The organism is Kitasatospora sp. NPDC089797, assembly GCF_040684795.1.
Taxonomy (GTDB): domain Bacteria; phylum Actinomycetota; class Actinomycetes; order Streptomycetales; family Streptomycetaceae; genus Kitasatospora.
In genome coordinates, this window is the sequence record NZ_JBFBGS010000011.1 from 149,410 (window position 1) to 168,438 (window position 19,029).

At 75.9% G+C, this 19,029-nt stretch carries 20 protein-coding genes; 7 read left to right on the top strand and 13 right to left on the bottom strand.

From position 1 onward, the window contains the following. Nucleotides 1-78 precede the first annotated feature (78 nt). From AB0O91_RS11390 to AB0O91_RS11420, 7 genes are all read right to left on the bottom strand, one after another. Nucleotides 79-1,011: a 3-oxoacyl-[acyl-carrier-protein] synthase III C-terminal domain-containing protein gene (locus AB0O91_RS11390; protein ID WP_363430349.1), complete on the bottom strand. Its 933-nt coding sequence runs from the start codon at nucleotides 1,009-1,011 to the stop codon at nucleotides 79-81. A 128-nt stretch (nucleotides 1,012-1,139) separates the two neighbouring features. Further along, nucleotides 1,140-1,784 carry a hypothetical protein gene (locus AB0O91_RS11395; RefSeq protein WP_363430351.1) on the bottom strand — a complete coding sequence of 215 codons (645 nt, stop codon included), beginning with the start codon at nucleotides 1,782-1,784 and terminating at the stop codon, nucleotides 1,140-1,142. A 139-nt stretch (nucleotides 1,785-1,923) separates the two neighbouring features. Continuing rightward, nucleotides 1,924-3,519 (bottom strand): hypothetical protein, encoded by a 1,596-nt coding sequence (locus AB0O91_RS11400; RefSeq protein WP_363430353.1) that lies wholly within the window; start codon nucleotides 3,517-3,519, stop codon nucleotides 1,924-1,926. Further along, nucleotides 3,513-4,460 (bottom strand): ABC transporter ATP-binding protein, encoded by a 948-nt coding sequence (locus tag AB0O91_RS11405; protein ID WP_363430355.1) that lies wholly within the window; start codon nucleotides 4,458-4,460, stop codon nucleotides 3,513-3,515. The genes AB0O91_RS11400 and AB0O91_RS11405 overlap by 7 nt, the downstream gene beginning before the upstream one ends. Before the next feature lie 137 nt (nucleotides 4,461-4,597). Then, nucleotides 4,598-5,182: a TrmH family RNA methyltransferase gene (locus AB0O91_RS11410; RefSeq protein ID WP_363430357.1), complete on the bottom strand. Its 585-nt coding sequence runs from the start codon at nucleotides 5,180-5,182 to the stop codon at nucleotides 4,598-4,600. Then, a complete protein-coding gene (locus AB0O91_RS11415; RefSeq protein ID WP_363430359.1) occupies nucleotides 5,179-5,823 on the bottom strand; it encodes a methyltransferase in 645 nt (214 codons plus the stop codon). The genes AB0O91_RS11410 and AB0O91_RS11415 overlap by 4 nt, the downstream gene beginning before the upstream one ends. A 162-nt stretch (nucleotides 5,824-5,985) precedes the next feature. After that, on the bottom strand, nucleotides 5,986-6,489 hold the full coding sequence (locus AB0O91_RS11420) for a carboxymuconolactone decarboxylase family protein (protein WP_363430361.1): 504 nt from the start codon (nucleotides 6,487-6,489) through the stop codon (nucleotides 5,986-5,988). Between the two features lie 187 nt (nucleotides 6,490-6,676). Between AB0O91_RS11420 and AB0O91_RS11425 the strand changes: the two genes are divergently transcribed. Then, entirely contained in the window at nucleotides 6,677-6,889 is a 213-nt protein-coding gene (locus tag AB0O91_RS11425; RefSeq protein WP_363430363.1) for a hypothetical protein, read from the top strand. A 121-nt stretch (nucleotides 6,890-7,010) separates the two neighbouring features. On the opposite strand, the gene AB0O91_RS11430 is transcribed toward AB0O91_RS11425, so the two are convergent. Continuing rightward, nucleotides 7,011-9,446, bottom strand: coding sequence for a lysylphosphatidylglycerol synthase transmembrane domain-containing protein (locus tag AB0O91_RS11430; protein WP_363430365.1), 2,436 nt, complete (start codon nucleotides 9,444-9,446; stop codon nucleotides 7,011-7,013). A 420-nt stretch (nucleotides 9,447-9,866) separates the two neighbouring features. Here AB0O91_RS11430 and AB0O91_RS11435 point away from each other — a divergent pair, with 420 nt between their 5' ends. The 3 genes from AB0O91_RS11435 to AB0O91_RS11445 all read left to right on the top strand — a co-directional run bounded on the left by AB0O91_RS11435 (nucleotide 9,867) and on the right by AB0O91_RS11445 (nucleotide 11,688). Further along, nucleotides 9,867-10,133: a UBP-type zinc finger domain-containing protein gene (locus AB0O91_RS11435; RefSeq protein ID WP_363430367.1), complete on the top strand. Its 267-nt coding sequence runs from the start codon at nucleotides 9,867-9,869 to the stop codon at nucleotides 10,131-10,133. Nucleotides 10,134-10,284: 151 nt separating this feature from the next. After that, a complete protein-coding gene (locus tag AB0O91_RS11440) occupies nucleotides 10,285-10,554 on the top strand; it encodes a hypothetical protein (protein WP_363430369.1) in 270 nt (89 codons plus the stop codon). Nucleotides 10,555-10,710: 156 nt separating this feature from the next. After that, nucleotides 10,711-11,688 (top strand): sigma-70 family RNA polymerase sigma factor, encoded by a 978-nt coding sequence (locus AB0O91_RS11445; protein ID WP_363430371.1) that lies wholly within the window; start codon nucleotides 10,711-10,713, stop codon nucleotides 11,686-11,688. On the opposite strand, the gene AB0O91_RS11450 is transcribed toward AB0O91_RS11445, so the two are convergent. Beyond that, entirely contained in the window at nucleotides 11,596-11,907 is a 312-nt protein-coding gene (locus AB0O91_RS11450; protein ID WP_363430373.1) for an STAS domain-containing protein, read from the bottom strand. The two genes, AB0O91_RS11445 and AB0O91_RS11450, sit on opposite strands and share 93 nt — an antisense overlap. Before the next feature lie 111 nt (nucleotides 11,908-12,018). On the opposite strand from AB0O91_RS11450, the gene AB0O91_RS11455 reads away from it, so the two are divergent. Beyond that, complete coding sequence (locus tag AB0O91_RS11455; RefSeq protein WP_363430375.1) at nucleotides 12,019-12,510, top strand: NUDIX hydrolase; 492 nt, start codon at nucleotides 12,019-12,021, stop codon at nucleotides 12,508-12,510. A gap of 111 nt (nucleotides 12,511-12,621) precedes the next feature. Here the strand turns inward: AB0O91_RS11455 and AB0O91_RS11460 are convergent, their stop codons facing one another. The 4 genes from AB0O91_RS11460 to AB0O91_RS11475 all read right to left on the bottom strand — a co-directional run bounded on the left by AB0O91_RS11460 (nucleotide 12,622) and on the right by AB0O91_RS11475 (nucleotide 16,082). Then, nucleotides 12,622-13,383: a Clp protease N-terminal domain-containing protein gene (locus AB0O91_RS11460; RefSeq protein ID WP_363430377.1), complete on the bottom strand. Its 762-nt coding sequence runs from the start codon at nucleotides 13,381-13,383 to the stop codon at nucleotides 12,622-12,624. A gap of 150 nt (nucleotides 13,384-13,533) precedes the next feature. Continuing rightward, complete coding sequence (locus tag AB0O91_RS11465; RefSeq protein ID WP_363430379.1) at nucleotides 13,534-14,271, bottom strand: tyrosine-protein phosphatase; 738 nt, start codon at nucleotides 14,269-14,271, stop codon at nucleotides 13,534-13,536. A gap of 191 nt (nucleotides 14,272-14,462) precedes the next feature. Next, the gene (locus AB0O91_RS11470; protein ID WP_363430381.1) at nucleotides 14,463-15,233 is read right to left on the bottom strand and encodes a VC0807 family protein; all 771 of its coding nucleotides are present in this window, start codon (nucleotides 15,231-15,233) and stop codon (nucleotides 14,463-14,465) included. Nucleotides 15,234-15,398: 165 nt separating this feature from the next. After that, nucleotides 15,399-16,082, bottom strand: coding sequence for a hypothetical protein (locus AB0O91_RS11475; RefSeq protein WP_363430383.1), 684 nt, complete (start codon nucleotides 16,080-16,082; stop codon nucleotides 15,399-15,401). A 547-nt stretch (nucleotides 16,083-16,629) separates the two neighbouring features. Here AB0O91_RS11475 and AB0O91_RS11480 point away from each other — a divergent pair. After that, complete coding sequence (locus AB0O91_RS11480; protein ID WP_363430463.1) at nucleotides 16,630-17,418, top strand: RNA polymerase sigma factor; 789 nt, start codon at nucleotides 16,630-16,632, stop codon at nucleotides 17,416-17,418. Beyond that, on the top strand, nucleotides 17,415-18,557 hold the full coding sequence (locus AB0O91_RS11485; protein WP_363430385.1) for a hypothetical protein: 1,143 nt from the start codon (nucleotides 17,415-17,417) through the stop codon (nucleotides 18,555-18,557). The genes AB0O91_RS11480 and AB0O91_RS11485 overlap by 4 nt, the downstream gene beginning before the upstream one ends. Nucleotides 18,558-19,029: the final 472 nt, after the last annotated feature.

The following is a 19,029-nucleotide window of genomic DNA, read 5'->3' on the forward strand; positions in this document are numbered from 1 at the left end:
GTGTGCGCTCGGGCGGCGGGGCGGTCGGTGTGGTCGGGGCGGTCGGGGCGGGCGCCTCCGGGCGGTGCCCCGCAGCCGTCAGTGCTCGAGGACCATGGCGGCGAAGGTCGCCCCGAGCCCCACGCTGGTCATCAGGTAGCGGTCGCCGGGGCGCAGCCGGCCCAGCTCGGTGGCCTTCTGCAGGTTGATGAAGGGGTCCGCGCAGAAGCAGTGGCCGGTCTCGCCGACCAGGTCCAGGAAGACCCGGTCCAGCGGCAGTCCGAGCTCCTTGCAGACACCGATCCAGGACAGCCGGTTGACGTTGTGCGGCAGGACCAGCGCCAACTCGTCCAGCCCGCAGTCGGCTTCGGCCAGCGCCGCCTCGATCACCTCGCACAGCCCCGGCCCGTACAGGTCCTGGAACTCCTTGGCGGCGACCTCGCTCATGATGAACTCGTCGCCGAACCGCGGGTAGGTGCGGGCGGCGTAGCCGGTCATCCGGTCCGGGCCGGAGCGGTCCGCGCTCACCAGGAAGGCCGCGGTGCCCTCGCCCATGACGGTGACGTCCGGGATGGACTGGGTGTGGGTGGTGCAGGCCTTCTCCCCGGCGACCACCAGGGCGAGCGCGGTCGGGTCGGGGTCGGCGGCGAGCAGGGTGCCGGCCAGGTCGAGGGCGAGCAGGCCGGAGGCGCAGGCGTGGTGCGAGACGACGAACGCGGCGGCGTGCTCCAGACCGAGTTCGGCCTGGAGCGGCCCCAGCGAGGTCAGCGGGTACGGCAGCGGCGAGGGCATGGTGCGCGCCTGGAGGACGTACTTGACGCGCTGTTCCTGGCCGCGCAGCTCGACCAGTTTGGTCGCGGCGCGCAGCAGCAGTTCGGTCTCGGTGGCCGCGGGGTCACGGCACACCTCGTTGAGCCCGTAGAAGCGCTGGTAGCGCCGCAACTGGACATCCGTCAGCTGGAGTTGCTGTTGGAAGCGGGCGATCGGAATGGTGTCGGGAAGGCAGCTGGAGACCGCCGTGATCGACGTCATGCCCACTACGGTCGCGCGCGGCGCTGACGCTCAGCTGACGCCGGGCTGACCGGCGGCCGGGGCCGCTCCCGGGGCCGCCGTCGGTGCCGGCGCTGGTGCCGGCGCCGGTGCCGGTGCAGTCGGGAAGGCTACCGGTGCAGGACGGTGCCGCCGTCGATGATCCAGAGGCCGGCCGGGATCGGGGTGCAGCCGGTCACCCTGGCCAGCGCCTCCGGGTGCTGGTAGTCGGAGGCGGCCCAGCCGACCCGCCGCTCGCCGCTGCCGTCGGCCGGGTAGTAGGTCAGCCCGGCTAGCGGCCCCCAGGAGGGGCGGGAGACGACCGGCCGGTCGCCGCGCCGGGTGACGGTGACGGACTCGATCGGCCCGGTGACGGTCACCGCGCCACTGCCGTCGACGGTCAGGCAGTTGACGGTGAACTCGACCCGGACGGCGCCGTCCGCGTCGAACACGTGCTGGACCACGGCGTGGCCCCGGGCGGGACCGGCGTGCACGCCGCCCTGGTCCGCGCGCCCGCCGTCCTCCTGCCTGCCGTCCCCGTGCCGGCCGTCCCCGTGCCCGTCGACCGTGCGGGCGTCGACCCGGGCGGTGAGCCGCTCGCCCGGGTTGGGGCCCGGGCCGTGCTCGTTGAGCAGCGTCCAGCTGTGCAGGGCGAGCCGGCGGGCCGCCGGTACGGCGCCGGCCGGCCCGGGTGCGGCTGCGGCGGTGCCGGCCGTCCCGGCCGCGAGGGCCGTGACGGCGGTGGCGAGCGCGAGGGCGGTGGTGAGCTTGCGCATGGTCGATCCTTCGCGGTGGGTGGGGAGGTCGGGCGATCGCCCGACCTCTCCAAGCTCCCAGCCCGCCCCCGCCCGTGGCCTCCGCCGCTCGGAGGGACCGGCTCCCCCCGGCGGGGGAACCGCGCCTCCTCCGCCGGTGTCAGCGGGCGGCCCGGCGTATCGCGTCCAGGGCGAGGGCTGCCGCGGCCAGGGCGGCGGCGAGGCCCGCGACCGCGACCGGGGCGGGGGCGCGGCCCCCGGAGACGCCGGGGAAGTCCAGCCCGGCGACGTGGGTGACCATCCCGTACCAGAGCACCGGGTAGAGGCTCTGGAACAGTCGGGGGCCGCGGCTGAGGCTGCCGCAGAGCAGCGCCAGGGCGGGGACCAGCAGGGCGCCGGCCACGGCTCCCAGCGCCGCCCGGGACTGTCCGGCGGCGGCCAGCCGCAGCGCCGGCGCACCGGCCGCCGCGAGGGCCGGGACGATCCCGGCGAGCAGCCCGGCCAGCCCCCGGCGCAGTGGGGACGGGCAGGCGGCGAGCAGGTGGTCGATGCTGCCGCCGTCGGCCCGGTGACCCATCCGGGACCAGAGCGCCACCGGCCAGAGCATCGCGAACGGCAGCACCGCGTGACGGGGCCCGTCCGGTGCGACGGAGGCCGCGGCCACGGCGAGCGCGGCCGCCCCGGCCCACCAGAACCGCTGCCCCCGCACCAGGATCCGCACCTCCCCGAGCAGCGTGTCGAACCCGCCGCGCCCCGGTCGGGGAGCGGTCAGCCGGGCCGGGTCCAGGGCGAAGCCCGCCGGTTCGGACGGGGGTACGGCGGCTCCCCCGCCGGAACCGGCAGGATGCCCCGGGCGGCCCGTACCGCCCGGGCCGGGCCCCCGGGCACCCCCGCGGCCCGGGGACCCGTCGAAGCGCCGGAACCAGAGCCCCCCGAGCAGCGCGATCCCCACCGCCGCGCCGACCAGCAGCACCCCCGTGGCCGCCGGTCCGGCCGCCTCGCCCGGCCCCAGCCCGGGCCAGTCGAAGCTGCCGAGCACCCGGTTGTCCGCCGTGAGGCCCACGCCGAACTCCACCCCGCCGACCGGCCGCCCGTCCGCCGCGAGCAGCTCCCGGATCGAGGCGGTGATCCGCCGCAGGCCCAGCAGGTCCGGCCCGCCGCCGGTCTGCGCGCCGAGCACGAGGACCAGCCAGACCACGAACCAGACCCCCGCCCCCGGCCCGCCGCGCAGCCCGGGCACGGTGTCGAACAGCACCGCGCACCCGGCCACCGCCGCCAGCAGCGGCAGGGTGATCAGGACGTACGGCAGCAGCAGCCGCACCACGTCGACCCGGGCCGAGTCCCCCTTGACCAGCTGTACCGCGAGCGCCGTCCCGGCCAGTGCGAGCAGCATCGAGCCGAACAGCAGCAGGTTGCCGGCGAACTTGCCCGCCAGGTAGCCGGTCCGGCTGAGCGGGGTGGCGGCGAGGAGCGCGCCGACCCCGCTGCGTTCGTCCCGCCCGATGCCGCCCCGGACGATCCCGAATCCCGCCAGCGAGAGCCAGACCGCGCCGCCGAGTGCCGTCACCGTCCCCACGTAGCCGCTGGTGTAGCGGCCGTGCAGGTCGGTCACCTGGAACACCTCCCAGCGGGAGTCGCCCACCGGCGCGGCCAGCAGCCCGAGCGCGAGCGTGCCGAGCAGCACCACCAGGTAGCCGGGCCGCCGTCGGCGCTCCCGGAAGTCGGCCAGGGCCAGTGCCCCGATGCGCGTCACCACGTCGTCACCTCCGCCGCCGGCCCGGGGGCGGACCGGCCCGCGGCCGCGGTCAGCAGCAGGTAGGCGTCCTCCAGCCGGGGCGGTACGGGCTGCGCCCCGGCGGCGGGCGGGTGCCGGGACAGCACCCGCGCCCGGACGCCCCGGGGCGTCCGGGTGGTGCCGCCGAGCAGGAACCGCGAGCGCAGCGGCGGGAGTCGGTCGGCCGGGACGGTCAGCTCCCAGACCGATCCCTCGGCCTCGCGCAGCAGTTCCTCCGCGCTGCCGTGGCGCAGCAGCCGCCCGCCGCCCATCACTGCGATCCGGTCGGCGCCGGCGGCGACGTCCGGGACGATGTGGGTGGACAGCACGACGATCCGTTCGGCGCCGAGCCCGCTGAGCAGGCTGCCGAAGCGCAGCCGCTCCTCCGGGTCCAGCCCGACCGTGGGCTCGTCCACGATGAGCAGCGCCGGATCGTTCAGCAGAGCCTGGGCGATGCCGACCCGTTGGCGCATCCCGCCGGACATCGCCCCCAGCCGCTGCCCGCCGGCGTCGGCGAGGTTGACCAGGTCGAGCAGTTCCTCGATCCGGGCCCGGGCGGGGCGCCGCCGCAGGCCCTTGGCGGCGGCCAGGTAGGCGAGGAACTCGCGGGCGGTGAGCTGTGGGTGGACGCCGAAGTCCTGCGGCAGGTAGCCGACGGTGCGGCGCAGCGGGCCGGGGCGGCGGGCGATGTCCACCCCGTCCCACAGCACCCGCCCCGAGCTGGGCCGGGTGACCGTGGCCAGGATGCGCATCAGGCTCGACTTCCCGGCGCCGTTGGCCCCGAGCAGGCCGAGGACGCCGGGCCGGAGCGTCAGCGTGAAGGAGTCCACGGCGCGTCTGCCGCCGCGGTACTGCTGGGTGAGGTCGAGGATCTGGAGTTCGGTCACGTCCGGAATGCTTCCGTGCGCGCCGCCGCCGCACATCTGCCGTTCGGCAGATATCCGCAGGCTTCCGGTGCGCAGGAACGCCTGAGGGGTGGGCCTTTCGGCACACCCCTCAGATCATCGACTCTCAGGTCGTCCGTTCACCTGACCGCGCGTCACACCGGCGCGGCCCGGCGTCAGTCGTCGTCCCCGAGGTCCCCGAAGTCGCCCCCGGCGTCGCTGCCGTCCGGGGTGCCGCTGATCGCGTACCCCTGGCGGCGCGCCTCGTAGCAGGCCACCGTCGCCGCCGCCGAGACGTTCAGCGAGCCGACCCGGCCCAGCTGCGGCACGAACACCACCTGGTCGCAGAGCGCCAGCGCCTCGGGCGTGATCCCGCGGTCCTCGTGCCCGAGCACGAAGGCCACCGCCGGGGTCAGCTCGGCGGCGAACATCGGCACCGCGTCGTCCGCCAGTTCCAGCCCGACCACCTTGAAGCCGTCGGCCTTGGCCGCCGCGACCGCCTCGGCGACGGTCGGGAAGTGCTCCACCTTCAGGTACTTGTCGGTGCCCATCGCGGCCTTCTGCGCACCGCTCGACCGCACCGACGGGGTGTCCCCGGCCAGGTACAGCTTCTCGGCGCCCATCGCCGCCCCGGTCCGGACCACCGAGCCGACGTTGAACGGCGACTGGAGGTTCTCCAGGATCATCGCGAGCCGGAACTCGTTGCTGCGCCGCCACGAGCGGTGCAGTCGCTTCAGTTCGGTCCCGCGCAGCTGCTTCACGACGTCGTTCCCCGTCCACTCTCAATGCCCTCGCCCGCATCCGGGCGGGGCCGCGCTTCCAGAATCCGGAACCCGTTGACCGACGTGACCCGGGAGGTCGGGTACCCCTGCTCGTTGAGCCACTTCTGCAGCGAGTCCGAGCCCAGGTGCTTCTGCACCACGAGGAACGCCGAGCCGTCCGGGGTCAACCGGCCGAGCCAGTGCGTCAACAGCCCGCGCAGCTCGGCCTTGCCGATCCGGATCGGCGGGTTGGAGTAGATGGTGGCGAACCGGAGGTCCGCCGGGACGTCGTCCGGCAGTGCGGCCTGGACGTTGCCCAGGCGCAGCGCCTCCGCGTTCAGCCGGACCAGGCCCAGCGCGCGCTCGTTGACGTCCACCGCCCACACCGGCAGCCGCTTGCGCCGGCTCGCCCAGGTCAGGGCGATCGGGCCGTAGCCGCAGCCGACGTCCAGGATCGGGCCGCGCACCCGCGGCTGCGGGGCGTGCTCCAGCAGGATCCGGGTGCCCTGGTCGAGCCGACCGTGCGAGAACACCCCTGCGTCGGTGGTCAGTTCGAGGGTCAGGTCCGGGAGCGAGACCGTGATCGGCCGGCGCTCGCTGGCGACCTCGGGTGCACTGGAGAAGTAGTGCGAGCCGGACATGATTTCCCTGTTTCCCTGTCGTTCGTGCGGGCCGCCGCTCCGGGGGCCGTCGTTCGTGACGGCCGCGGGCCGTCGGGGCCGCCGGTGGGTGCGGTGGGGCCCTGGGTACGGCACCGATCGTACCCCCGGTGGCCCGGGGCCCGTTCCGCACCGGCCCGCTGGTCAGCGCGTGCCCGGGGTCTTCCGGGTGGCGATGTTGATCCGGTTCCAGGCGTTGATGGTGAAGCACACCGAGATCAGCTGGGCCAGCTCCGCCTCCGCGAAGTGCGCGGCCGCCCGGGCGTACACCGGGTCCGTGACCCCGCCGCCGATCCGGGCGATCTCCTCGGCGAGCGCCAGCGCGGCCCGCTCGCGCTCGCTGTACACCCCGGCCGGGGCCTCGTGCCAGACCGGCAGCAGGTAGATCCGCTCGTCGGTCTCGCCGGCCTTGCGGGCGTCCTTGACGTGCATGTCCAGGCAGTACGCGCAGTTGTTGAGCTGCGAGGTGCGCATCTGCACCAGCTCGACCAGCGCCGGGTCCAGGCCCTCGCGGGCGGCGGCGTCCAGGGCGATCATCGCGCGGAACACCTTGGGGGCGGTCCGGGCGTACTCGAGGCGGCGGGGCGCGGCGGTCGCGGCACCGGTGGCGGCATCGGCGGTGGTGGCGGTGAGGGAGTGCGTCGTCATGGCTACGACCCTAGGCGCGGAATGAACCCCGTTCCCGGGCCATTCACGAGCGGGATCCATGGGTCAATTCCGGCCCCGGCGGCACGCCGGAACGGCCCCGGCACGTCGCGTCGGCGGGCCCGTCGGCGGATACTGCGAGTACCGCCATCCGGGCCCTGGGAGCCTCCCGACAGTGAGGACGGACGCCATGCCGCAGAATCACGAGGACTACCTGATCGACGAGGTCGTCGAGACCGTCGAGCCCGACGCGGACGAGCCCGCCGGGGACGAGCCCGCGGGGGACGAGTACGACGAGGTCGCCGAGCGCCGGGCCCTCGGCGCGGACCCGGCCACCGACCTCGCGGACGCCGCCGAGCAGAGCCGGGTCGTCCAGCTCGACGAGGACGACTACCGCGAGTAGCAGCGGCCGCCCGCCGCCGTGCCCGGCCCGCCACCGGGCTGCCCGGCCCCGCCCGGTCCGCCCGGCTGCGCGGTGTCCGACCCCGCCTGCCGGCGCCGTGTCCAGCGGGCCGGCCCCACGGCTACAGCGCCTTGCGGCGCCGCAGCCAGCTCATCGCCGCCCAGCCCGGCAGCACCGGCAGGATCAGCGTCAGCAGCCGGTACAGCGTCACCGCCGCCGACGCCCCGCCCTGCTCCATCGAGGCCGACTGCTGGAGCCCGTAGATCAGCGCCATGTCCAGCGGGCCGGCCCCGCCCGGGGTCGGCGCCGCGTTGCCCGCCGCGTTGCCCACCAGGAACACCACCGCCACCGCGGCGAAGGACGGCTCCCGGCCGATCGCGCGGACGCAGCAGTACAGGCAGGCGATCAGGCAGAGCGACACCAGCAGCTGCCCGGCGACGCCCACCGCCAGCCGTCCCGGGTTCCGCAGCAGGTCCAGCAGCCGCGGCAGCACCTCGGCCGTCAGCGGCCGCAGCCGGGTCGCCAGCCAGTGCCGGGTCGACGGGATCGACCACACCACCGCCAGCAGCACCGCGGCCACCACCAGCCCGACCACCACGGTGGGCAGCGCGTCCAGCTCCGAACCGCCCGGCTGCGCGTCGACCAGGTAGACGAACGCCCCCAACTGCAGGAGGTGCAGCACCAGTCCGATCAACTGCCCGACCCCGACGCTCGACAGCGCCTGCGCCATCGGCACGTTGGCCTGCTGCAACAACCGGGTGTTCAGGGCGATCCCGCCGACGCCACCGGGCGACACCAGCTTGACGAACGCCCCGGCGACCTGGGCCAGCACCACGTTGCGGAAGTTCAACCGCTCCGGCACGAACCCGACGAACCCCATCGCCGCCGCCACGTGGCTCGCCCCGGCCGCCAGCAGTGCCAGCAGCAGCCACCACGGGTCGGCGTCCGCCAGCGCCGCGACCGGGTTGTCCTCCACCGCGAAGAACTGCGGGATCAGCAGCGACCCGGCGACCACGCCGCCGACCACGGCCAGCAGGGTCCGCGGCCGCAGCCGCTCCAGCCGCACCGGCCGCCCCACCACCTCGGGGCGCCCCCGCGACACCTCCGCCCGGATCTCCTCCAGCAGCCCGCCGTCCGGACCGGCCGGGTCGCCGCCGGTCGTTGCCCCGATTCCGGCCGTCCCGGCGGTCCCGGCGGTCGCGGCCTCCGCGGCCCCGGCACCCGCCCGGCGCTTGAGCGCCTGCCGGGTGGAGCGGGCCAGGGCGATCGGCTGGAGGAGGGGAAGGGCGGCGCCGAGCAGCTCGGGGCCGAGGACGGTGGTGGCGGTGCGGACGGCGCGGGCGGCGCCGGCGCGGAGGGCGAGGGTGGTCAGGAGCTGGGCGATGTCGCAGCGCAGGACGAGTTCGCTGGCGGCGATGTCCCCGTCGGCGAAGTCGACGAGGTGGACGGCGCCGGTGCCGTCGATCAGCAGGGAGCCCGGGACGAGGGCGCGGTGGGCGATCTCGCGGCGCTGGAGCAGGGCGAGCTGGTGCCAGGCGTCGGTGAGGAGGTCGTCGGTGATCTCGTCGTCGTCGAGCTGGTCGAGGGTGCGTCCGGCCAGGTGCTCGTACGCGATGAGGGCGGTGTCGTGGCCGAGGCCCGCGGTGGCGGCGATCCGGCGGGTGCGGACGCCCGCGGCGAGGGCCGCGTAGGTGACGAGGGCCTCGTGTTCGAGCCCGGTGCGCGGCGAGCGCAGGGCCCGCGGGTGCGGGGCGGTGCGCAGCCGCAGCCGGCGCCAGGCGCGCTGGACGGCGGCCGCGGTGACGGCCTGCCGGTCGAGGAGCTGGATGTCGAGCGCCGGCCGGCCGTCGGTCTGCCGGACCCGGTAGCGGTCGGGCCCGGCGGAGACCGCTTCGACGGGCCGCAGCCCGCTGTCCCGCAGGGCGCGCAGGACTTCCCCGGGGCGCGGCCGGGGGTCGGGGGTGCCGACGGCGTAGAGGGTGCCGTGGGCGCCGGTCCAGCCGATGAGCAGGCCGAGCAGGAGGGCGGTGGGGGTGGCGTAGCCGCCGGCGAGTCCGGCGAGGCCGGAGAGGGCGAGGACGGTCCAGGGCAGGCGCCGTTCGCGGTTGCCGGAGGCGGTCATGAACGCGAGGACGGGCGCGAGGTAGCCGTAGACCGGTTCGGTGTGTCCGAGCCCGAGGACGTCGCCGGGCAGCCGCTGGGTGAGCGCGGCGACCAGGGTGGACGGGGCGAGGTCGTCGGCCCACAGGTCGAGGGCGAGGGTGGCGCCGTACGCGGTGACGGCGGCGAGCAGCCCGTCGGAGACCTGTTGGAGGGCGCGGCGGCGGTCCGGGCCGAGGAGGCGGAGGACGGCGAGGCCGACGGGGAGCAGCAGCACGGCGGCGGTGGTGAGCCCGCCGGCCAGGCTCGCCAGCGGCCGGGGCACCAGGGTGGCCGCTTCGGCGACGTCGGCGGCGAAGCCTCCGGTGGTGGCGCGGGCGTAGTCGGCGAGCAGCAGGGTGACCGCGATCGCGACCAGGCCGGTGAGCAGCCGGATGAGGGCGACGGGCTGCCGCACCCGGCCGGCCTCGGACAGCGGTCGGGCCCGTCGCAGCGGGCCGCCCGGCTGCCGGGGTATGCCCCCGCCGGTATCCGCCCGCCCCGGTATGTCCGCACCGGCACCGGTACCGGTATCTGCACTGGCACCGGTACCTGCACGGGCACCGGCGCTGGTGCGCACGCTGCTGCCGCCGCCCCCGCCGGTACCGTCGCTCGTTCTCCCCGTCACGATCCCCACGGGTGGCATGCTCCCATGCCAACCCCGGCGCGGGAGCGGGGATCCCGCCGCACCCGCCCGGCCGCACGACCGCCCCGCGACCGGTCCGCGAGCCGCGAGCCGCGACCCCGCCCGCCCTGCCCCGACCCGTCCGCGCCCCGCGACCGGTCCGCGACCGCTGCTGGGCGGGCGCCCCGGCCCGGGCCGTCATAGCCTTCGACCATGAGCGCCTGCGAAGACCTCGCGATGGCCCCCCGGGACATCGCGCCCGTCCCGCCGACCGACGGCTGCGCGGACTGCCTGTCCCAGGGCCGCCGGGACTGGGTGCACCTGCGGGTCTGCCTGGACTGCGGCCACATCGGCTGCTGCGACAACTCGCCGCAGCGGCACGCCACCACGCACTTCCACAACTCCTCCCACCCGGTGATCCGTTCGTACGAGCCGGGGGAGGACTGGCGCTGGTGCTACGTCCACGAGGTGATGGGCTGAGCCCCGGCTCCCGAACCGGGCCCCGCCCCGGCTCCCGGACCCGGCCCCGCAGTGGCACCGGCCCGCAATCCGACTAAAATCCGGACATGACGCCCGTGCGGCCCCTCCGGCCGGTATCCGTCCGGCCGCGGCCGCCGAAGGGAGGCCGACGATGACCAAGCGAACGGCGGGCAGTACCGCCCAGCTCCGCCGGGGCACCCAGGAACTGCTGGAGCGCCGCGGCATGGCGAGCACGCCGGCCCGGCTCGCACCGGAGCCGCAGTCCGGCCTGGTGTCCGCGGCCGCCGGGAGCCCGCCCGGCGACCGGTTCCGCCACGGCGGGAGGGACGCGGCGTCCGCCGTGCCGCACTCCGCCCCGGCGGCGCACGCGGAGCTCAAGGGGCACCGGCACCGCGGCGCGGAGAAGCACTCGGCCCACTGAGCCCCGGGTCCGTCCGCACCCCACCGCCCCTCCGCGCCGGGGGGATTGTCGGTGGGGTGCGCTACGTTCGTCCCGTTCGGCAGTGCACGGCAGTCACGGCCGTACGCGGCAGTGCACAACAGTCACAGCAGTTCACGGCGGCAGGACGGGGGCATCATGGCCGAGGTGATCACGGAGGAGCCGGTCGAGCTCCAGCTGGAGCGGTACCGCACCGAACTCACCGGCTACTGCTACCGGATGCTCGGCTCGGTCTTCGAGGCCGAGGACGCGGTGCAGGAGACCATGATCCGGGCCTGGCGCGGGCACCGGGGCTTCGAGGGCCGGTCCGCGCTGCGCTCCTGGCTGTACCGAATAGCCACCAACGTCTGCGTCGACGCGCTGAACGGCCGCAACGGCCGGGCCCGTCCGATGGACCTCGCCGGCCCGGTGACGGTGGAGACCGCGCACGGCACCCAGCTGCCCGAGGTGACGTGGATCGGTCCGGCACCGGACGGCCGGGTGCTCCCCGAGACGGGGGACCCGGCCGAGGTGGCCGCTCAGCGCGAGTCGGTGAAGCTGGCCTTCGTCGCCGCGCTGCAACGCCTCGCGCCCCGCCAGCGCGCGGTGCTGGTGCTGCGCGAGGTGCTCGGCTGGAAGGCCGCCGAGGTGGCCGAACTGCTCGGCGTCACGGTCGCGTCGGTCAACAGCGCGTTGCAGCGGGCGCGCGCGGTGCTCGGTTCGGACGCGGCGGCCGCCCGCCCGGCCCCCGCACTGGACGCGGCCCACCGGTCGCTGCTGGACCGCTACGTCCGGGCCTTCGAGGCGTACGACATGGACGGCCTGGCCGAGTTGCTGCACGAGGACGTCACGCTCAACATGCCGCCGTACTCGATGTGGCTGCGCGGGCGGCAGGAGGTCCGGGCGTGGATGCTGGGCCCGGGGCACGGCTGCCGGGGCTCCCGGCTGCTCCCGGTGACGGCCAACGGCGGTCCGGCGCTGGCCCAGTACCGGCCGAGCCCGGACGGCGGGCACGAGCCGTGGTCGCTGATCGTGCCGGAGGTGTCAGGGGGCCGGATCACCGGGCTCACCAACTTCCTCGACACCGACGTGCTGTTCCCGCTGTTCGGCCTCCCGGCCCGGCTCCCGGCCGAGTAGGGCGTCCAGCGGGTCGACGGCCTCCGGCAGCAGGGCCACGAGCCCGCTGAACTCGAACAGTTCGCGCAGCGGGCCGCCGACGTTCAGCAGCACCACCGCCACCCGGTGCCGGGCGGCGGCGAGCCGCAGCCGGGCGAGGGCGTCGACGACGGCCAGGTCGGGGGCGGTCAGGGCGCCCAGGTCGCAGGTCAGGACGGCTTCGTTCGCGGTGCTCTCCATACGGGTTGGACCGTTCCCGGGCCCCGGACTCATCGGTCCGGTCCGGCCCGGTGGTGGAGCGCGGTGGCAGAGTGGGGACCGACCGAACCGCCCTGCCCCAGGAGGAACACCGTGACGGCTGAGCCCTTGAGAACCCGCGAGGAGTGGCTGGCGTCCCTGCCCCGGATCTACGCGGCGGCGGGCTGCCTGCTGCGTGACGAGTCCGGCCGGATCCTGATCGTGAAGGCCGGGTACCGCGAGTACTGGCAGTTCCCGGGCGGGACGATCGACCGCGGCGAGGGCCCGGTCGAGTGCGCCGTGCGGGAGTTGGAGGAGGAGACCGGGATCGTCAAGGAGGCCGGTGACCTGCTGGCCATCTCCTGGACCCACCCCTCCGACGAACTCGACCACCCGGCCGAGCACTTCATGTTCGACTTCGGCAGCGTCCCGGACGGCACCCCCGTGACCGTCCCGGCCGGCGAGCTGGACACCCACCGCTGGGCCCCGCTCGACGAGGCCCTGGAACTCCTCGGCCCGGCCCGTTCGGCCCGGCTGCGGGCGGCGCTGGAGGCGGCCGTCGACGGCCGGGTCCGGATCGTCTCCACCGTGGTGTCCGGCTTCTAGTCCGTTAGTCCGTCCGGTCCGTCCGGTCCGCCGCCGAGTGCCGTGCCCCGGGCGCCGGTTCGGCCCCGGGCACGGCCGGTGCGCAGCGGTCGGCGCCGCGTCAGCGCCGCTTCACTGCTGCTCGGGCCCGGCGGCGTCCCGGGCGGCGATGATCGCGGCGATGGCCTCCGAGACGAAGGTCTCCGTCTCGGGCTTGTCGACCGCGAGTCCGGACAGCACGCCCTCGCCCGCCTCCAACTCCAGCAGCGCGAGCAGGATGTGCTCGGTGCCGACGTAGTTGTGCCCGAGCTTGAGCGCCTCACGGAAGGTCAGTTCGAAGACCTTCTTGCCCTGGGCACCGAACGGGATGAGCGCGGGCACCGTCGCTTCGACGGCGTCCGGAAGTGCGGCGGCGGCCGCCGTCCGGACGGCCTCCGGGGTGATGCCCTGGGCGGCGAGCGCCTTGGCGCCGATGCCCTCGGGCTCGGACAGCAGGCCGAGCAGGATGTGCTCGGGGGTGATCTCGGCGTTGTTCGCCTTCCGGGCCTCCTCCTGCGAGGCCACCACGACCTTGCGGGCCCGGGGGGTGAACCGGGCGAAGCCCTGGCTGGCGTCGAGGTCGTTCACGGCGCCCGGGTCCTTGGGGACGAAGCGCTTCTGGGCGGCCTGCTTGCTGACGCCCATGCTGCGGCCGATGTCGGTCCAGGAGGCGCCGGAGCGCCGGGCCTGGTCGACGAAGTGGCCGATGAGGTGGTCGGCGAGTTCCCCGAGGTGGTCGGCGGCGATGACCGCGTCGGAGAGCTGGTCCAGCGCGTCGGGGTGGACCTTCTTGATCGCGGCGATCAGGTCGTCGAGGCGCAGCGGAGTGGTGCTGGGGACAACGGGATTCTCCATGCGTCAACCGTAGGTTGTCGATCCGAGGATCGTCAACCATCAGTTGACGCTTACCGTCGGGTAGCTTGCGGCCGGGTCCCGGGTCCCGGGTCCCGGGTCCCGTCGGCCGCGGCCGTCCCCTGCCCCGCGCCGCCGCCCCGCGCGCCCGCCCTACGCCCCCGTCAGCAGCCGGTCCCGGACGGCGGCGATCCGGGCGGGCGTGACCCCCGCCGCGAGCAGGTAGCCCGCCGGGTCGAGGCCCTCGAGCGTGGCTCCCAGGGCGGCCTCGGCGGTGGTCCCGGCCCCGGCCAGCACCGCGTCGATCCGGCGGTACGGGTCCGGCAGGCCGAGCATGCCGTACAGCGGACGGACGTTGGGGCCGCTCAGCAGGTAGTCCTCGGCGATCGCGGCCCGGTCGACCCCGGCCAGGGCGAGCAGCAGCAGGGCGGCCAGGCCGGTGCGGTCACGGCCGGCGCCGCAGTGCACCACCACGCCGCCGGGGCGGGCGTCCGCGATCGCGGTGACCAGTGCGGCGGCGGCGTGCGGGCAGTGCTCCAGGTAGGGGCGGAAGGCCAGCGGGGTGCCGTCCAGTCGTCCGTGGGCCTCCCACCAGGCGGGGCCGGCCAGTTCGTCCAGCGGGACGCGGACCAGCTCGACGTCCTCGGGGAGCGGGAGGAGCGGCTTGTACTCCTCGGCGTTGCGCAGGTCGACCACGGTGCGGACACCGTGGTCGAGGAGGGCGTCCCAGCCCTCGCGGGTGAGGCGGTCCAGGTTGTCCGCCCGGGCTATCGCGCCGCGGGCGGTCGGTCGGCCGGAGGCGGTGGGGAGTCCGCCCAGGTCGCGGACGTTCAGGCAGCCGTCCCAGACGAGGGTGCGGTCCTCGGTGGTGGTCAGCGCGTCGGTCCGCATGGGTGGGCTCCCCGTTTCGTCGGCGGGGGCCCGTTACCCCCTCGTTATCAGGACTCCCGGGAGATCCGGATGGTTCCTGATCGTTCGAACCCCGGACACCGGCCGTACGTTCGGCGGAGGCGGAGGCGGAGGCAGAGGCAGAGGCAGAGGAGCCGGAGGACCGGCGGACCGCCGGTCGGCTGTCGGCCGGCTCAGGCGGCGGTCGGGGCCTCGGTCTCGGCGGCGAGCAGCTTCTCCATCGGGTCGGCCGCGATCTGGCCGAACAGCGAACCGGCCACGATCGCGCCGATCATGAACACGGTGGACAGCCAGGCCATGGTCGACACCGGCAGGGTGAAGGCGCCGACCACCCGGGCCGTGCACTCGGCCAGCAGCGCGGTGCCCCAGATCGCGGAGAACACCCGCTCGTGGCGGTGGAAGGTCCGCGAGGCGGCCGCCCGGCCCTCGACCAGCCGCTGCCAGGCGGCCGAGCGGTCCTGCTTGCCCTTGGTGAGGAAGGGCATCAGCACTGAGGTCATCACCGGTCGGCCGAGCGCCGCGGAGACCAGGACCACCAGGGCCACGGTGCCGCTCAGCCCGCCGTCCTTGGCGATCATCATCCGGGCGTCGCCGGTGACGAAGGTGAGCGCCAGGCCCGCCAGGTTGACCGTCAGCATCAGCGCGGCCCACAGGTTGAGCCTGCGCTCGCCCAGCAGGCCGAGAACGGTCCGGGCGGCCGGGAAGACGCTGCTCCAGGCCAGTGCGGCGAACTCGCTCAGGCCGCAGGTCGAGTGCAGCAGGTAGTACCCGACCAGCGGGGCGGCCACGTCCAGGGCGAGCGGGCGGAGCCCGGAGGCCAGCGGGTTCGGCTCCTTGCCGTGCGCGGTGAACTCGGCGGTGGCCAGGACGTCCTGGACGGGGGCGACGGGGGCGACGGGGGCGACGGAGGCGGAGGCGGCGGCGCTGACGGTCTGGCTGCTCATGGTGGTTCCTCCCGGACTGGTGGTCGCGGGCCGCTGCCCGCGTCGTGCCTCCAGTCTTTCCGTCCGACCCTCCGTCAGAGCAGTGCCGTCCGTTGCCGGATCCGCATGACAGGTGTCATGGTGCGGCCCGTGACACCCTCGCTGAACTGCGGTTCTCCGCAGGCCTCAGGGGAAGGTCCACAGGGGGCGGCCCAGGGTGTCCAGGCAGTGCACGCTCGCGAACCGCTCGTCCCCGGCAGACAGGAACCCCTGGGCGGCCCCGGCCAGGACGGTCCGGGCGACGCCGTCGCCCCGGGTCCAGGCGCCGGTCAACACCAGCGCTCCGTCGGCCAGTTCGGCCCGTTGCACGCGGGCCACCGCGGCGGTCAGCAGCGCGGCGTTGACGCCCTCCAGCTCGGCGGGGGAGAGGTACGGCCCGCCGGTGGAGGTGCGGTCGGCCCCGGCGCGGCGCCGCAGTTCCGGCAGCCCGTAGTCGCGGACGGCGGCGACGGCGTCGTCCAGCGGCAACTGCCAGCGCGGTCCGGGCAGTACCTCCCACCAGACGTCCTCGCCGACCGGCAGCACCTCGCCGATCCGGGCCCGCCAGACCTCGAAGCCGTACCGCACGCGCGGGTCGGGACGGTCCTCGGGCGCGGCCGTCCGCGCCCAGTCGGAGTGGCGGACCAGGCTGAGCCCGAAGGTGAAGGCGATCCGGTCGGCGGTGGGGCGCTCGACCAGGCCGAGCAGCATCCAGTGGGTGGCGTCGGGCAGGTCGAAGGTGTGCAGCCGCCCGCTGAGTCCCAGGGTCCGCAGGGCCGGCGCGAGGTGCTCGCGCAGTCCTCTCGCGTGGAGCTCGTGGGCGGTCGTCATGCTGTTTTCCCTGCTGGTCACGGTGGTCGGTGGTGCGGTCCTCCCGGGGGCGCCCGGCCGTGGCCGGGCGGGCACCAGGAAGACGGACGCGACGGCTCCGCGGGGTCACGGGCCCGTCGGTCACGGGGGACGGCGCCGCCGTTCACGGGTGCGGCTCCGCTGGTCAGGCGGCACGGCGCCGCCGTTCACGGGGTCACGGGGGGTCACGGCGGCGCAGGCCCCGGACGCGTCGGCGGGCCCGGGTGTCCGGACGCGTCGGCGGGCCCGGCGTCCGGACGCGCCACGGCGGGCCGGAACGATTCGCCTACCGACAAGGTAGGCGGGGCCGGAACCCCCGGGCTGCGGGCGAAGGACAGCCGCCGACGGGACCTTGGCCCCGGCCCGGCCGGCCCTTCGACCGGAGCCGACCCGTTCGCCCGGATGGCGCATCATGTGGCGGGTGCAGAGTGCAGAACGCCCCGGAGCGGGCACCGGCAGCCCCCTCGGCCGGTCCGGACCAGTACCGCCCACCGGCCCGCCACCGGGCGGGAGTCCCGCTCCCGTCGACCTGACCGAGGCGGTCCGCGCCGCACAGGAGGGGGACGAACAGGCGTTCCGGCTGCTCTTCCGGACGGTCCAGCCGGGTCTGCTGCGCTACCTGAGGGTGCTGGTCGGCGGGCGGCCCGAGTCCGTCCAGGACGCCGAGGACATCGCCTCCGAGACCTGGCTCCAGATCGCCCGTGACCTGCGCGGTTTCACCGGCGACGGGGACGGCTTCCGCGGCTGGGCGGCCACCGTCGCCCGCAACCGGGCGATGGACCACCTGCGCGCCCGGCGCCGCCGACCGGTCGCCGACCTGCCCGTCGAGTTCCTGGTCGAGCTGGCCGCCGGGGACGACACCGCACGCACCGCCCTCGCCACCGTCGGCACGGCCGACGCGCTGGCGCTGATCTCGCGGCTGCCGCGCGACCAGGCCGAGGCGGTGCTGCTGCGGGTGGTCATGGAGCTGGACGCGGAGAGCGCCGCCCAGGTGCTCGGCAAGCGGGCCGGCAGCGTCCGGATGGCCGCCCACCGGGGGCTGCGACGCCTGGCCAAGCTGCTGGACCAGCCGCTCGCGGCGGGGATCCCGGCGGCCCGGCGGGCGGCGGCGGGCGCAGCAGCCGGGCCCGGGGGCGGAACCGGAACCGGTGGCGGGCCCGGGGGCGGGTCCTCGGACCGGACGGGCCGGGCGGCCGGGGAGGGCACGAAGGAGGCCGTGGGGGAGTCCGTGGCGGGACCCGCGCGGAAACCCGCGGAAAAAACTTCTCCGCAGGGTGTGACAGAACGCCGGGCCGCGACGCTGAAGGACATGAGATGAGCACCAACCGATCCCGCCGGATCGACCGTGATGCCGCCGAGCAGCTGCTCGGCGGTGCCGTGGGCGGCCCGTCGGCCGGGCAGGACGCCTCGCTCACCGGACCGGACGGTCCCGGGCAGCTCGCCCGGGTGCTGGCCGCGGCCGCCGCCCCGGCGACGGCCGCCGAACTGGCCGGGGAGGAGGCCGCCCTGGCCGCGTTCCGGGCGGCGAGTCTCACGCCCGACCCCGTAGTGACCCCCGTCCGGAGACGATCGATGGCAACCGCCGCGCTGGCCAGGGCCTTCAGCACGAAGGCCGCTGCCGCCGTGCTCGGCGCCACCGCGCTGTGCGGGGTCGCGGTCGCCGCCGGCACCGGGAACCTGCCCGCCCTGGGCGGCGGTCCGTCCGAGCCCGAGCACCGGGTGGCCGCGTCGGGCGGCCCGGCGGGCTCCCTGCGGGGCGCCCCCGAGGTCTCCGCCCAGGCCTCTCCGTCCACGGGTGGTTCCGCCCGGCCGTCGACCGGTGGCCGGAGCGACCCGCACCCGGTCCTGCCGTCCGTCCCCGCCGAGCCCGACGACCCCACGGGCGACGGGCACGCTGACCACCCCGCCCCACCCGCCGCGCTGGTCCCGCTCTGCCAGGCCTTCGCGGACCGCACGGGCCGGGGCGACCGCCCCGGCGGGCTGGCCGGCGACCCGGCCTTCGCCCCGCTGATCGCGGCGGCCGGCGGAGCGGACGGCGTCGCGGACTTCTGCGAGGGCGCCCTCGACGGCGGGGAGGGCGACCAGGGCGGTGACCACCAGGGCGCCACCACGGCACAGGGCGGCCCCGGCCGGAACGGCTCCGGGCCCGGCTCCGGCTCCGGCTCCAGAACCGGCAACGGTGCCAAGCCCGATCACGGTGCCAAGCCCGGCGAAGGCGCCAAGCCCGGCAAGGGCGGCGGCGACGGCGGCGACCAGGGCCGGGGCAACACCCGCGACGGCGCGCACGGTGGCGGGAACGGAGGCGGCGGCGGGAACAGCCAGGACGGCGGCGGCAACGGCACCAGACCCGGCAAGGGCGGCGTGACCCTCCCGGCCCCCTCCACCGCCCCCACCCTCCCGGACGTCCGCCCGAGCAGGACCCGTGTCTCCGAGGACGAGCAGTCGGCCCGGAGATGACCCCAGAACTCCGGGTGGGCGGCGAGCGACTCCCCCCGGGCTCGTCGCCCACCCGGATCGGACCACCCCGCAGGAACCGCAGGACCGCAACACCGCAACACCGCAACACCACCCGAACTCGGGTGGCCGGTCGGCTCCCCCGTGCCCGCCGTCCACCTGGCCCGGCTCCGGCCGGACCGGCAGGCGCTCTCCCCGGATGCGCCGTCGGACCGGCCGGCCCGGAACGTGCGGCCCGCCCTCCCGCAGTCAGGGCGGGTCGCACTCCCGACCGGCGGTCGGGGGATCGCTGCCCGGTCCCCCGGCCGCCCCCCTCCGACCGCAGACCGCGACCGCAGACCCCGGCCAACGGCCCTGAGCCACCGGCCCTGAGCCACCGGCCCCGAGCGGCCCGCCCGGGCGGCCCCGCCCCGGGTCCCGCAGGCCTGCCGCCCCCCGGCTCGCCTTCCCCCGCCCGCCCTGGAACCCCTTCACC

Coding starts and splice junctions, on each gene's coding strand:
- AB0O91_RS11390 (WP_363430349.1), bottom strand. CDS start 1,011: ATGACGTCGATCACGGCGGTCTCCAGCTGCCTTCCCGACACCATTCCG.
- AB0O91_RS11395 (WP_363430351.1), bottom strand. CDS start 1,784: ATGCGCAAGCTCACCACCGCCCTCGCGCTCGCCACCGCCGTCACGGCC.
- AB0O91_RS11405 (WP_363430355.1), bottom strand. CDS start 4,460: ATGTGCGGCGGCGGCGCGCACGGAAGCATTCCGGACGTGACCGAACTC.
- AB0O91_RS11415 (WP_363430359.1), bottom strand. CDS start 5,823: ATGTCCGGCTCGCACTACTTCTCCAGTGCACCCGAGGTCGCCAGCGAG.
- AB0O91_RS11420 (WP_363430361.1), bottom strand. CDS start 6,489: ATGACGACGCACTCCCTCACCGCCACCACCGCCGATGCCGCCACCGGT.
- AB0O91_RS11425 (WP_363430363.1), top strand. CDS start 6,677: ATGCCGCAGAATCACGAGGACTACCTGATCGACGAGGTCGTCGAGACC.
- AB0O91_RS11435 (WP_363430367.1), top strand. CDS start 9,867: ATGAGCGCCTGCGAAGACCTCGCGATGGCCCCCCGGGACATCGCGCCC.
- AB0O91_RS11440 (WP_363430369.1), top strand. CDS start 10,285: ATGACCAAGCGAACGGCGGGCAGTACCGCCCAGCTCCGCCGGGGCACC.
- AB0O91_RS11445 (WP_363430371.1), top strand. CDS start 10,711: ATGGCCGAGGTGATCACGGAGGAGCCGGTCGAGCTCCAGCTGGAGCGG.
- AB0O91_RS11450 (WP_363430373.1), bottom strand. CDS start 11,907: ATGGAGAGCACCGCGAACGAAGCCGTCCTGACCTGCGACCTGGGCGCC.
- AB0O91_RS11460 (WP_363430377.1), bottom strand. CDS start 13,383: ATGGAGAATCCCGTTGTCCCCAGCACCACTCCGCTGCGCCTCGACGAC.
- AB0O91_RS11465 (WP_363430379.1), bottom strand. CDS start 14,271: ATGCGGACCGACGCGCTGACCACCACCGAGGACCGCACCCTCGTCTGG.
- AB0O91_RS11470 (WP_363430381.1), bottom strand. CDS start 15,233: ATGAGCAGCCAGACCGTCAGCGCCGCCGCCTCCGCCTCCGTCGCCCCC.
- AB0O91_RS11475 (WP_363430383.1), bottom strand. CDS start 16,082: ATGACGACCGCCCACGAGCTCCACGCGAGAGGACTGCGCGAGCACCTC.
- AB0O91_RS11485 (WP_363430385.1), top strand. CDS start 17,415: ATGAGCACCAACCGATCCCGCCGGATCGACCGTGATGCCGCCGAGCAG.